The 13582-nt window shown below is 53.2% G+C and carries 11 protein-coding genes; 2 read left to right on the top strand and 9 right to left on the bottom strand.

What is annotated here, in order from left to right; all coding sequences use genetic code 11:
* Positions 1–45: 45 nt before the first annotated feature.
* From gyrA to hisS, 8 genes are all read right to left on the bottom strand, one after another.
* Positions 46–2523: a DNA gyrase subunit A gene (gyrA, locus tag COMA1_RS04265; RefSeq protein WP_090744241.1), complete on the bottom strand. Its 2478-nt coding sequence runs from the start codon at positions 2521–2523 to the stop codon at positions 46–48.
* 163 nt (positions 2524–2686) lie between these two features.
* The gene (gyrB, locus tag COMA1_RS04270; RefSeq protein WP_090744244.1) at positions 2687–5155 is read right to left on the bottom strand and encodes a DNA topoisomerase (ATP-hydrolyzing) subunit B; all 2469 of its coding nucleotides are present in this window, start codon (positions 5153–5155) and stop codon (positions 2687–2689) included.
* A gap of 143 nt (positions 5156–5298) precedes the next feature.
* A complete protein-coding gene (gene dnaN, locus COMA1_RS04275) occupies positions 5299–6432 on the bottom strand; it encodes a DNA polymerase III subunit beta (RefSeq protein WP_176697846.1) in 1134 nt (377 codons plus the stop codon).
* Between the two features lie 23 nt (positions 6433–6455).
* Complete coding sequence (dnaA, locus tag COMA1_RS04280; RefSeq protein ID WP_407921311.1) at positions 6456–7793, bottom strand: chromosomal replication initiator protein DnaA; 1338 nt, start codon at positions 7791–7793, stop codon at positions 6456–6458.
* Positions 7794–8119: 326 nt separating this feature from the next.
* Complete coding sequence (locus COMA1_RS20555; protein ID WP_141654214.1) at positions 8120–8341, bottom strand: hypothetical protein; 222 nt, start codon at positions 8339–8341, stop codon at positions 8120–8122.
* 14 nt (positions 8342–8355) lie between these two features.
* Complete coding sequence (locus tag COMA1_RS04285) at positions 8356–8697, bottom strand: hypothetical protein (RefSeq protein WP_090744253.1); 342 nt, start codon at positions 8695–8697, stop codon at positions 8356–8358.
* 17 nt (positions 8698–8714) lie between these two features.
* Complete coding sequence (locus COMA1_RS04290) at positions 8715–9032, bottom strand: DsrE family protein (protein WP_090744256.1); 318 nt, start codon at positions 9030–9032, stop codon at positions 8715–8717.
* A 107-nt stretch (positions 9033–9139) separates the two neighbouring features.
* Complete coding sequence (hisS, locus tag COMA1_RS04295) at positions 9140–10408, bottom strand: histidine--tRNA ligase (protein WP_090744260.1); 1269 nt, start codon at positions 10406–10408, stop codon at positions 9140–9142.
* Between the two features lie 130 nt (positions 10409–10538).
* Here hisS and COMA1_RS04300 point away from each other — a divergent pair, with 130 nt between their 5' ends.
* Both COMA1_RS04300 and COMA1_RS04305 read left to right on the top strand, forming a co-directional pair.
* The gene (locus tag COMA1_RS04300) at positions 10539–12029 is read left to right on the top strand and encodes an FAD-dependent thymidylate synthase (protein ID WP_218055301.1); all 1491 of its coding nucleotides are present in this window, start codon (positions 10539–10541) and stop codon (positions 12027–12029) included.
* Between the two features lie 16 nt (positions 12030–12045).
* A complete protein-coding gene (locus tag COMA1_RS04305; protein WP_090744263.1) occupies positions 12046–13077 on the top strand; it encodes a tetratricopeptide repeat protein in 1032 nt (343 codons plus the stop codon).
* Positions 13078–13194: 117 nt separating this feature from the next.
* Here the strand turns inward: COMA1_RS04305 and COMA1_RS04310 are convergent, their stop codons facing one another.
* Complete coding sequence (locus COMA1_RS04310) at positions 13195–13464, bottom strand: hypothetical protein (RefSeq protein ID WP_086426170.1); 270 nt, start codon at positions 13462–13464, stop codon at positions 13195–13197.
* Positions 13465–13582: the final 118 nt, after the last annotated feature.

Consider the following 13582-nt stretch of genomic DNA (forward strand, 5'->3'; position numbering starts at 1 on the left):
GAAGACAATGGCCTGGGCCTTGAAGGATCGGCGGACTTGATCCGATCAGTTCTCGGGAGTGTCCTCCGAGGCGGCATCCTCCCGTTCAACGGTCTCCGCCAATCTGGCCACCGCGACGACTCGGTCTCCCTCCCCATCGAGATCCAGAATGCGAACACCCTGAGTGTTCCGTCCGATTTCTCGGATATCATCAACCTTGCAGCGCAACACTTTCCCCTGCGCAGCCATCAACATGATCTGATCGTCATCGCGTACTTGCAGGAACCCCACGGCCAACCCGTTGCGCTCGGTGGTCTTGACGCTGATAATGCCCTTTCCACCACGACCTTGCACTCGATATTCGCCTACCGGTGTCCGCTTGCCGTAGCCGCCTTCCGTCACGGTCAAAATCGAGGTGGTCGAGTCTGGAGTCATGGTTTCCATCCCGATGACTTCGTTGCCCTCTTCCAGCGTGATCCCCTTCACACCATGCGCCATCCGACCCATCGACCGCACTTCTTCTTCTTTGAATCGAATTGTAATACCTTGTCGTGTTCCCAATAGAATTTCACGCTGTCCGTCTGTCAGCTGCACTCCGATCAACTTGTCACCACCTTCGAGTCCCAACGCAATGATCCCGCCCTGCCTGGGGTTGCTGAACGCAGACAATTCCGTCTTCTTGATACTCCCCTTTTTCGTCGCCATCACGACATAGCGGTCATCACGAAACTCTTTGACCGGCAAGGTCGCGGTCACTTTTTCACTCCCGGCCAACGCAAGGAGATTGACGAGTGCTTTTCCTTTCGCGGACCGACTGGCCTCAGGAATCTCATGGACTTTCAGCCAAAAGACTTTCCCCGCATCAGTAAAAAAGAGCAACGAATCATGGGTGGAGGCGGAAAAAAGCGTCTCGACGAAATCCTCATCCTTGATACCCATCCCGATCTTGCCTTTCCCTCCACGTCGCTGAGCCCGGTAGAGGGACACGGCATTCCGCTTGATGTATCCCGAATGAGAAATGGTGACGATTACTTCTTCCGCTGCAATCAGATCTTCGAGACTGATTTCGGCTTCTTCCTTGACGATCTGGGTTCGGCGATCATCTTTGTACGTTTCACGAATCTCAGTGAGCTCGTTCTTGATGATGGTCCGCACCAACGACTCGCTGGCCAGCACGGATCTCAGATATTCAATCTGCTTCAGAACCTCCTGGTACTCTTCGACGAGTTTGGCCCGCTCCAGCTGCGTCAAGCGCTGCAGCCGCATGTCAAGAATCGCAGTGGCTTGGATCTCGCTCAGGCCAAACTCCCGCATCAACCCTGCACGGGCTTCGTCCGGCGATTGCGATCGTCTGATGAGTGCGATGACGGCATCCAGATGATCCAGTGCGATCTTGAGTCCTTCAAGTATATGCGCGCGTTCCTCCGCTTTCCTGAGCTCGAAGGCGGTCCGTCGTACGACGACTTCGCGTCGATGTTCAAGGAAATGACGAAGGATCTGCTTGAGCGTGAGAATCTCAGGGCGATTGTTCACCAGCGCCAACATGATAACGCCGAAGGTCGTTTCGAGTTGGGTATGCTTATACAGATTATTCAAGACCACCAGGGGTATTTCGTTCCGTTTGAGCTCGATCACCACCCGCACCCCTTCGCGATCAGACGATTCGTCTCGGAGATCGGAGATGCCCTTGATGCGATCGTCCTGGATCAAGTCCGCAATTTTTTCGATCAATTTGGCTTTATTGACCTGATAGGGAATTTCCGTGACGATGAGCCGTTCTCGCTCCGTGCGTTCATCGGTCTCGACCACGACTTTTGCCCGCAGTGTCAGAAGTCCGCGTCCGGTCTCATAGGCTTCCTTAATTCCACCCATGCCATAGATGAAACCAGCCGTAGGAAAATCCGGCCCAGGGATCTTCTGCATCAACTGGGCGATCGTCACATCGGGATTCTCCAACAGGAGGAGCAAGCCATCGATGATTTCACGGATATTGTGTGTGGGAATGTTGGTCGCATAACCGACCGCAATGCCCCCCGCCCCATTGATCAAGAGGTTCGGAACTCTCGTGGGAAGCACCAGTGGTTCTTGCCGTGACTCGTCATAGTTCGGGCCGAAATCAACGGTTTCTTTGTCGATATCGGCCAACATCTCCTCAGCCAGCTTCGTCATACGGGCCTCGGTGTACCGCATGGCCGCCGCTGAGTCTCCGTCCATCGACCCATAGTTGCCCTGGCCGTCCACGAGGGGATAGCGCATATTGAAGCCTTGCGCCATCCGCACAAGGGTGTCGTAGATCGCCGAATCCCCATGGGGGTGATAGTTTCCCATGATTTCGCCGACGATCTTGGCTGATTTGCGGTAGGCCCGATTGGAGGCCAAGCCCATTTCACTCATGCCGAAGAGGATCCGCCGATGCACCGGTTTCAACCCATCACGGACATCGGGCAATGCCCTCCCCACGATGACGCTCATGGCGTAATCGAGGTAGGAGGACTTCATCTCGTCTTCGATCGCGATATGACCTAACCGTTCATCAGGGGGCATCTAGTTCTCCACGAATGCTGACAATGGTCACCGGCTTCGTTCTCGGCTCGAAAAGTTCCTCAACGTACCCCAGAGGGTACGCCTCCGGTCTTTTCTTGCCTACGGCCATGCCGGATGTTTATTTTGAGCATCCTAATAGTGAAAGGACATCCGCAGCTACGTCTTACACGTCCAAATTCCGCACTTCCAGAGCATGGGTTTGGATGAAATTGCGCCGGGGCTCGACCTCATCGCCCATCAAGATGGTGAAGATTTCATCCACGCCGGTGAGGTCCTCAAGGGTGACCCTCAGGAGCGTTCGTATTTCAGGATTCATCGTCGTTTCCCAGAGCTGTCCCGGGTTCATTTCTCCGAGACCTTTATAGCGCTGAATGCTGAGGCCTTGTTTTCCCATATCCAGAATAGCCTTGACCAACTCATCGGTAGATTGAATCGGCTTTTCCTCGCCCTTGGCCTTCAGCTTGTACGGAGCTCGTCCGAGTCCGATCGCAGAGGGTGTCAGTTTCTGGAGTTCCCGGAAGTCGGCGGACCCGACCAGGTCATGCGTCACTTCCAACTCATGGGTGACCCCACTCATATGCAGCCGGCAGGCGACCTTGTTGGACTGGTGTTCCTCGTCCACGAGGATATCAAACGTCGGGGTCACATTCGGAAACACCACGGCCAACGATTGCGTGACGTTCTCGACTGATCGTTGCAGTGCCGCGCGATCTTTGAGTCGTTCGCGGTCGAGCCCCGGTTCATCGACAAAGGCGCGAAGTATGGCCGCCGCGTGTGATTTTTTATTGAGTCGACCGAGCAAGGTTTCGAAGGCAATCATTTTCTTCAGAATGGGCAGGAGTCGACGCCCGGTCACGTACGCCTGAGCTCCCTCCATGGACAGTTCAACATCCTCGACTGCCAAGTCGGCGAGGTATTCGTTCAATAACCCTTCGTCTTTGAGATACCGCTCCGACTTGCCTTTCTTGACTTTGAACAGCGGAGGTTGCGCGATATAGATATACCCTCGTTCGATCAGCTCTGGCATCTGCCGGAAGAAGAACGTCAACAGCAACGTGCGGATATGGCTGCCGTCCACGTCAGCGTCGGTCATGAGAATGATCTTGTGATACCGTGCCTTGGCAATATCGAAGGCGTCTTTCTCCGCCTTGTCCCCTTCTTCCCGTTTGCGACCGATCCCGGTGCCGAGCGCCATGATGAGCGTTCTGATCTCATCGCTGGACAGCATCTTGTCGAACCGCGCCTTCTCCACGTTCAGGATCTTGCCCTTGAGCGGCAAGATTGCCTGAAATTTGCGGTCACGTCCCTGCTTCGCAGATCCACCGGCTGAATCTCCCTCCACGATGTAGAGTTCGCTTAAGGCGGGATCTTTCTCGGAGCAATCCGCCAATTTTCCGGGCAGCGAACCGCCGTCGAGAGCGCTCTTGCGTCTGATCAGATCCTTGGCTTTCCGTGCGGCTTCGCGCGCGCGCGCTGCGTCCACCGCCTTGCCAATGATCTTTTTGGCGACGGGAGGATTTTCCTCAAAATAATTGCCCAAGGCCTCGTTGACTGCGGCCTCGACAACACCTTTGACTTCGCTATTCCCAAGCTTGGCCTTGGTCTGGCCTTCGAACTGTGGATTGCGAACCTTGACGCTGACCACCGACGTCAATCCCTCCCGCACATCGTCTCCGGTCAGCGATTCCGTTTCTTTCTTGAGCAGGTCGTTGGCATTGGCGTAATTGTTGATCGTTCTGGTGAGGGCGGCTTTGAACCCGACCAAGTGCGTACCGCCTTCCTTGGTATTGATGTTGTTCGCAAACGAAAAGAGATTTTCCGCATAACTGTCGTTGTACTGGAGCGCTACTTCCAGGATCATTTCCGGCTTCTCGACTTTGACGTAGATCGGCTTGTGCAGGGGTGTTTTGGCTTCATTGAGGTGCTCGACAAAGGACACGATTCCGCCCTTGTACAAGAAGACTTGTTCTTTGGCCGGTTCTTTTCGTTCATCTCGGAGCGTAATCGCGAGACCCTTGTTCAAGAAAGCCAGTTCCCGCAACCGCTGAGCCAATACGTCGAAACTGAACTCCAGCGTTTCAAAGACTTGGCCGTCCGGCTTGAACCGAACCTTGGTTCCTCGGCGTTTGGTCTTGCCTGTCGCCGTGAGGGGTGCGCTGGCTTTCCCTCGTTCGTATCGCTGTTCGAACACTTGGCCGTCCTGCCAGATCTCCAGCTCAAGCCACTCGGACAGGGCATTCACGACGGAGATGCCAACTCCATGTAAACCGCCGGAGACGGTATACGCACCCTGTTCGAATTTGCCTCCCGCATGGAGTACGGTGAGCGCGACTTCTGCCGCAGACTTCTTCTGTGTTGAGTGCATCCCGGTGGGGATTCCGCGCCCGTTGTCGGTCACCGTCACGCTTCCGTCGATGTGGATGGTTACCTCGATAGCTTCCCCGAACCCCGCCATATGTTCATCGACACTGTTGTCGACGACTTCATAGACGAGATGGTGCAACCCATCGACTCCGGTGCTCCCGATGTACATCGCCGGCCGTTTTCGGACGGCATCGAGTCCTTCAAGGACTTTAATTTGATCGGCACTATAGCTATCAGACTTCGTTGGAGATTGTTCTTCCGTGGCCATCCGCTACCTATTCCATCCTCGTGATCAGAGGACTTAAGTCAGTTTGGGACAAAGCTTTCGTCCATGGGGTAACACCTAGGATTCGATCTGTGGAGCCGTCCAGAAATAGAGGAACTATGATCGTGAGTGCGTGCAGCATTCCGCTAAATCTTCACCGGCATGACCACGCACTTGAAACCGGGGCTTTCCGGTTCCTGCACCAGACAGGGACTCAGCGGCGTCTCCATCTGGAGGGAAATCGTTTCACCCTCCATCACACTAAAGACATCCAAGAGGTAGCGAGCATTGAAGCCGGTCGTCAGGATTTCTCCCTCATAGCGGGCGGGTAATTCCTCCGTCGCTTCGCCGAAATCAGGGCTGGCAGAAAATAGCGTCATCTTGCCGGGTCCAAAGGAAAGCTTTACCGCGCTGGCCTTGTCTTTCGACAGGACCGACACACGACGCAGAGCACTCTCCAAATCCGTTCGAGTGACACTGATGGTCTTGCCTCCATCTTTTGGGATCACCTGTTGGTAGTTCGGATAATTGCCCTCCATCAGCCGTGACGTCAGGAGTAGGCCGCTCTTTCGAAAGATCATGAGATTTTTCGAAAACCCGATGAGCGGTTCACCATCTCCGCCTTCTTCCAAGAGATGGCGAATCTCGTGCGCAGCTTTCTTGGGAATAATCGCTTTCATTTCCTGGGGAGCGCCCGTCGCCTTGGCCCCCGCTTTGCCGACCTCCTGTTCTGCGACAGCCAGACGGTGGCCGTCCGTGCCGACTAATCGGAGGGTGGTCTTCTTTTCAGTGACAATCAAGTTGACGAGGAGTCCGTTGAGAATATACCGGGCATCATTGTCTCCGGCGGCAAACAGCGTCTTTCGAATCAATTCGAGCAACCCGTCTCCAGCCAACGGCATTAAGCCCTCTCGCTCGATTGCCGGTAACGCCGGATAATCGGAGCTGGGGAGGCCCACGATTTTGAACTGGCTTCTCCCAGCCTGAATCGTCGTCCAGTTATTGTCCGTCGCCGTCAGCTCGATGTCACCAGCCGGCAACTCCTTCACGATTTCAAAGAGTTTCCTAGCGGAGATGGTCACCCCTCCTGTCGACAACACCGTCGCCTTGTACAGACCTCTCATGCCAAGCTCAAGGTCTGTCGCCACGATCTCTACTCCGTCCTGCTTGGCTTCCAACAGGATATTCGACAGAATCGGCATGGTGTTGCGTTTTTCCACGACGCCCTGCACACGCTGAAGGCCCGTCAATAACTCATCTCGCCCGATCCGTACTTTCATGGAATGCTCCCCCATCGACGTCGCTAACTGCGAAGGATCTGCTCTTTCAATGATTCGATCGTCGTCTGCAATCCTGTATCGGTCTCCTTGGCTTTCGTCACCTGGCGGCAGGCGTGAATAATGGTCGTATGGTCTTTCCCACCGAATTGCCGCCCAATTTCAGGGTATGAAGCGTCCGTCAGTTCCCGACAGAGATACATCGCAATCTGTCGAGGATGCACGAGGGTCTTGCTTCGGCGTCGAGATTTTAGTTCCGCGATCTTGACGTGAAATTGAGCGCAGACGGCCTCCTGGATGTCATCCATCGCCACAACTTTTTTCTTATCTCCAATGAGGTCCCGCAGAACAGTTTTTGCCAGGTCGAGACTAATGACTTGCCCGGTGAGCGAAGCATAGGCCCCTAGCCGGACGAGGCTTCCCTCTAATTCCCGGATGTTGCTCTTCATGGTGGTTGAAAGAAACTGGATCACATCCTCGGGAAGTTTGACTCCTTCATCCTCTGATTTTTTCCTCAAAATCGCGATTCGTGTCTCGACATCCGGAGGCTGTAAGTCTGCGATCAGGCCCCACTCAAATCGGGAGCGTAACCGTTCCTCGATATCGGGCATGTCCTTCGGAAACCGATCACTCGACAGCACAATTTGTTTATGGCCTTCATAGAGCGCGTTGAACGTATGGAAAAACTCTTCCTGTGTCCGTTCCTTCCCGACGAGAAATTGAATATCATCGATCATCAGCATGTCGATGTGTCGGTAGCGCTTTCGGAGATCCATCATTTTATCGTAACGGATCGAGTTAATGACCTCGTTTGTGAACTGCTCAGTCGTTAAGTAGGCAATTCGGAGGTCTCTCTGTTCCGCCACATGATTCCCTATGGCGTTGAGGAGATGCGTTTTTCCGAGTCCCACACCGCCATAGATAAACAAAGGGTTGTAGGTTTGCCCTGGTTGCTCCGCCACCGCCATACAAGCCGCATGGGCAAACTGATTTCCGGCCCCGACCACAAAATTCCGGAACGTATATTTTGGGTTCAGGAGAATACCACGCCGTGGTTTTGGTGGGGACTGCCCCTTTCCCCCTTGTGCCGAGGATGGTGGCTCGGTCGGAGATGCTGTTGCCCTCTCACGCACAATAAACGCGACAGTCAGAGGTTCACCCCCACTTGCGATTGCCACAGCTTCAGTAAGGAGAGCTCCATAGTGTGTCTCCAACCACTCTCCAAAGAACTTATTAGGCACCCCGAGGTAAACCGTTGAATTTTCAGCTCGATCAAATTGTACCGGCAGAAACCAGGTATCGAAAACCTGTTTAGGGACCTTCTGTTGAACGTACTCAAGGGCCTCATCCCATTCAATTTCTATACTCATAAGCCGGATTCACTCTCTATACACAGGATTACGCACACTTGTGGATAAGTACTCATTTTCTTCGTTTTTCTACTATAAAGAAGGTCCGATGAATAGGATCGCTAGCCACATTCTGTTGAGGTGATACTCCTTCTTAAAAATCTATTCACCGGATACTCACATATTCTTCCGGCTCCCCACAGAGGCTCTCCCCAAGGTTATCTAGAAGTGATTGGTGAAAATTTTCAAATACAATCAAACACTTTCACACTATCCACACTATCCACTTCATTACTCCTAATCCGACGACGACGAATTTTCTTTATTAAGGAACATCGGAGTTACAGAGTAATAACCTGCTGATTTTCTATAATAACCTCCAATAGTTCGCTGTATGACAATGCTGTTCCCTTCTCCTTTGAACAACCAGGTATACTCTCTACTACCCTTCCTGCTACAGAATTCTTTTCAACTGCAATAACAGTAACGTCCTTTGTCTTTGGATACAAAAATGGCGAGATCCTCTCTTGTGATGATCGAACTAAATACACAACTGAATCCATGAGAACTCTTTCAGTTAAAAAACGAGTGTGCAATCCATAGACTTAATAACAGCAGCCACCGCATCCTCTGACTCACACTGAACTGAGAATTTCCCACTTAACGCTGAAATATCAAATACTTTTGGGACTATAAAAGGGATATCAAGTTGCTCAATCGAGGGAAGATACTTCTCAAGAATATCAAGATCAATAATGTCATCGATATCGTTAGTTAGTAAGCGGACAGCCTCACCGAGCAAGATAACGGTCGTAACATGAGATCCAGCGACAAGGCCGAGGGCAATCCGTAATGCCTCAACCGGCCTATGTGTGATACGAGGATCTTCTTGAATGACAACGGCGACGTTTTTAGCCACAGGAGATTCAAATCAGCTTACGTAAAGGAAATAAACGGCTTACAAGCATCAATGAGACCAGAGAGAACGACTAATCCACATAACGTGAATTCTTTTTCAACATTCACAGTTGAAACGTGATGTTGTTGGCAACCATATGCACAGACAAACATTCGGACTCCTGCCCGAGCAAGATCTCGATAAGGTTGAGACATCATATTTTTGACTCCCTCATCGATGAGATAAAGATACACCTCATGACCGGCATCTAATGCCGCGTGGGCGAGTCCAGTGACCGTCTCAGAGCTTTGATCTTCCGGAGGGAGGGCTAGAAGGAACCCAACTTTTCTCTTCACAAGTTAATTCACAGGAATTTATGTGAATATTCAGTGTATTCGATAAGTTATCAACGAATATGAGACTAAGTGGTTTTGAGGGGAAAGTCAATGCCTAAAAACAGCACTCAAGAAGGCAAAAGAAGAGGTTGTATCTGGTTGGAAAGAGATGCCAGGAGAACGTCATACTGACTCTTGGATTCCATATTCCGGAGCAGAGCTACTCCTTTTGTCACCTCATCGTCGCCGAGTATCAGAGTGAAGTGGCAGCTGAGTCGGTCGGCTTGGCGAAGGTGGGCTTTTAAGGTTGTTGAACGAAAGTCAGAGACCGCTGATATTCCAGCGAGGCGAAGTTCTTCGAGAGCGGTGACCCCGGCGACAGATCCTTGAGCACCAAAGCCCGCCACATAGATAGTCTTATCATGAGACGATAGGGATTTCTGAGAGTCTGGTAACAACATGGCGATACGTTCGAGTCCAACAGCAAAACCGACCGCGGGAGTCGAAGTACCTCCAAGTGTTTCCACGAGCCCGTCGTACCGCCCCCCTGCTCCAACGGCATTCTGGGCTCCAAGGTTGGTCGCGGTGACCTCGAAGGTTGTGAGGTTGTAATAATCGAGGCCTCGAACCAGCCGGTGGTTCAGGGAATACGGTATCTTGATAAGATCGAGCCCGGCAAGAACTTGAGTAAAGTAGGAACGTGCGGTCTCTGAAAGGGATTCGGAGAGACGAGGGGCCGGTTCTGTGATGTTGCGACATTCAGGAACTTTGCAATCGAGGACGCGCAGCGGGTTCGCCATGATGCGGTGTTTACAATTCCCGCACAAACCAGCATTGTGTTCTTTTAAATACTCGACGAGGATCGGACGATAGGCTTCCCGATCAGCGGCCTGGCCTAGGTTATTGATTTCGAGGGTAAGACTAGGAAGGCCGAGGTCATGGAGGATCCGCCATAAAAGCGCAATAACTTCAACATCAGCTCGAGGATCCGCCATTCCATATGATTCCACACCGAATTGGTTAAACTGCCTCAGCCGGCCGGCCTGGGGGCGTTCATGGCGGAACATTGGCCCAGTATAGAAATATTTTTGAGGCACCGGGATCGAGGCGCGATTGTGCTCGACATAAGCCCGAACAGTACCGGCAGTTCCCTCCGGTCGAAGAGTCAATGAGGTGCCGTCCCGGTCTTGAAATGTATACATCTCTTTCTCAACGATGTCCGTGGATGCACCGATACTACGTGCAAATAATGTGGTCACCTCAAAGATCGGAATACGAATTTCATGAAATCCGTATCTGGTCGCCCATCGCCTCGCAGACTCTTCGATGAATCGCCAGCGAGGGGTTTCTTCCGGTAATAGATCTTTGACGCCTTTAATCCCTTTAATTACGGACACGGAGTCATCTCCTTAACGTATGTGCCTGTCATGCTGCGGAGTTCGCGCGGACTATAGCGGCGGCCTCGGCGGCAAGTCAACGGCGTGAAGCTTGCACCGTTCCACATCGAGAGGTATAGTGCCCACCTCTATGAACCAAGATCAATCAGGGCGTCGGGTCTTGGCCTTGGCCCCCATGCCTCCTGAGAAGTCCGCCTATGCGTTGGCACGGTACAGCCGTTCTCCAGACTCCATCGAGCAGAGTATTCGATGGGTGTATGGACACTCGTCGGAAAAATTCTGGGAGCAGTTTTATTTTGATTACGGACATGCGTCGATCGCCGACCTTGGACACGTCATAGTCTGCTTTGAGGAGATTTCGGAACTCGCCGCGATTCGCCTGGAAGATGAACCGCTGTGGGACGGTCAGGCAAAATCCAGCCGCTATCAAAACTTTGCTTCGAGCCGATGGTTCATCCCAGGCCAAATTCGTGGAAGTGAAACCGAGGCTCTGTATGAAGGGATTCTTCGAAGCCTTGGTGATGTGTACCGGCTCCTGCACGAGCCTTTGACGCAATTCCTTGGCGACCGCGAGCCACGGCCTGAGTCGATGAAACAGGCCGACTATGACCGGACGATTGCGGCCAGAGCCTTTGACGTTACGAGATATTTACTTCCCCTTGCGGCCAAGACCAATGTCGGCCAGGTCGTCAGTATCCGGACGTTGGAGAAACAGATCACGCGGCTCCTGTCGTCGCAGCTCCCGGAGTTACGGGCGATCGGGGAAGATTTGAAGGATGCCTGTCAACGTCCACCGGTAAATGTATGGAGTGACCTCTGTGGACAGACGGGAGGAGGGCTGAGCGACCCTCTGGCGCCGACCCTGGCTCGGCATGCCAAAGCAAATGTCTACCAAGAAACTGTGTATGCCGATCTTGCTCGCCATGCGAAAGAAGCCCTACGCGGCACGGGGTTGGATCAGCCTGGGACGTGGGGAGCGGTGGAGTCGGTCGAGCTGGTGGACCCTCATCATCCGGTCGACGAAATTGTCGCGACGCTGCTCTACCGTGTCTCACAGGCGCCGTACCGAAAAATACTCGAGGTGGTGAGAGAGTGGACTGAGAAGGAAAAACAGGCGACCATCGAGGTGGCCATGAGACAGCGTGGTCCATACGATGAGCTGATCAAAGAGTTCCGCAGCGGCTATGCCTTCACCTTCGACATCCTGATGGATATCGGTGCGTGGCGGGACATGCATCGCCATCGACGGTGCCAGCAAGTGCAACAGAATTTCACCACCGTACATGGTTACGATGTCCCACAGGCGTTGATCGATGCCGGGTTGGATCAGGAGTATCGGCAGGCCATGGATGCTGTGCGCCAGGATATCGAATCGCTGAGGAAGAAGGACCAGGAAGCCTCGCTCTACGCCATTCCATTTGGCTTCAAAGTCCGGTGCTTGTTTAAAATGGACTATGCGGAAGCGGAATATATCAGCAAGCTCCGGTCCGGCGTGAAAGGCCATTGGTCGTACAGAACGGTGGCCTGGCAGATGAAGCAACAACTGGCCAAGAAGTTTCCCTTCCTCGGCGAACAAATCCAGGCGACCCCGCCTGATGTCGAAGACGCGCTGACTCGATAAGATCCTCGTACCGCTCATGCACACCCATCAGGAACAATGTGAAGCCGCCATTGTGGCTGGATCTTGGGACACTCTCTTTACCAAGGCTCTGGCTTGGAGCCGAGATCCGGACGGAGCGAAGGACCCGCGCCCTCTCTTTGCCCGGAATGTGGTGTACCTCGTGCAGGGTCGTTTTGCCGAGGCGTGGAAGACCCATGCGCTCTGTCTTGAAGCCCAGGAACACATTGCGGCCGTTGGGAGTTGGGTGAACGACCTGCTCGAGCGGTATGGAGACAGCGGCTATGCCTATCTCGTCAAAGGCTTGTTTCTCGCCCAGTCCGGGCAATCCGAACAATCGATGGGGTCATACGCAGGGGCTGCAAGATTACTTCCACAATCTGCCTATCCGCACTACTTCCTCGCGCAGATTCACGAACGGGCCGGTCATCTCGAGATGGCGATCAAAGAGTATCGTGAAGCGGTCCGACTGGCTCCGGACTATGCGCCGGCTCGGATGAATCTGGGTGTGGCCTATCAAGACCAAGGGCGGCTGGAGATGGCGATCAAAGAGTACCGTGAGGTGATCAAGCTCACCCCGAGCGATTCCGCCGCGCATTCCAATCTCGGCTGTGCCCTGGCTGAGCAGGGGAAGATGGAACCGGCGGTGCAATCCTACAAGACGGCGTTGAAGCTGAACCCCCAGGACGCCGAAATATATTTTGCATTGGGCGGCCTCTACGAAACACGCGGTCGTCTGGACCTGGCGCAACGAAGCTATCAAGATGCGCTCAATGCCGATCCTGATTTTGGCGCCGCTCACTCCGCCCTCGGGTGGCTCGCGTTAGGCAAACATCGACTTCAAGAAGCGGCGGACATTTTCAGCCGGGCACTCAAGTGCAACGAGGAAGATGCGCGAGCCTATCATGGCATCGCGGAGATCTATGCGATCCGCGGAAAACGCCAGAGTGCGATGGAAAACTACACAAAGGCGCTGAAGTACTATCGCGATCCCGAAAAGCGAAATCAAATTATGAATCAACTGTTCCTGGAAGGGCAGGTAGGGGATTGAGAATGATGGGTAGGTTGGTTCTTAGAGCCTATGGATGCAATGTCATGGCGGAATATTGGGAGACAAAAGCTGGGAAATACCGTAGTGAGGATGAAGGAGACTTAGGGTAGGACTATACTACAGCTCCCGGATCGCGCCCTGCAGCACCGTAATCTGCGTGGTGGGATCGCCCGTCGCTTGCAGCTCGTTGCGGATCTGATCCTTGAGATAAGATGAATAGCCGACGCGGTCGATGAGGAAGTCGAGAAAGCGTTCGGCCGGCAATAAGCTCTGTTCCTTCAGTTCGTCGATGGTCTCGTCGCTCACAGGGACGTACGTGCTACCGATATGGAAGACCACGTTGTAGTGGCGTCCTGTCGCAATTCTCTCAAATCTCAAGCCCTTCACGGATCCTCCTCGGCAGGATGTTGAAAAAACCAGCCAGCTTCATTCTCGCATCGCTCAATGCCTCAACATACCCGGAAGTATGCCCCAGCATCTCACTCACTGCGGCCTCGCTGGACGG

The organism is Candidatus Nitrospira nitrosa (genome assembly GCF_001458735.1).
Classification (GTDB): domain Bacteria; phylum Nitrospirota; class Nitrospiria; order Nitrospirales; family Nitrospiraceae; genus Nitrospira_D; species Nitrospira_D nitrosa.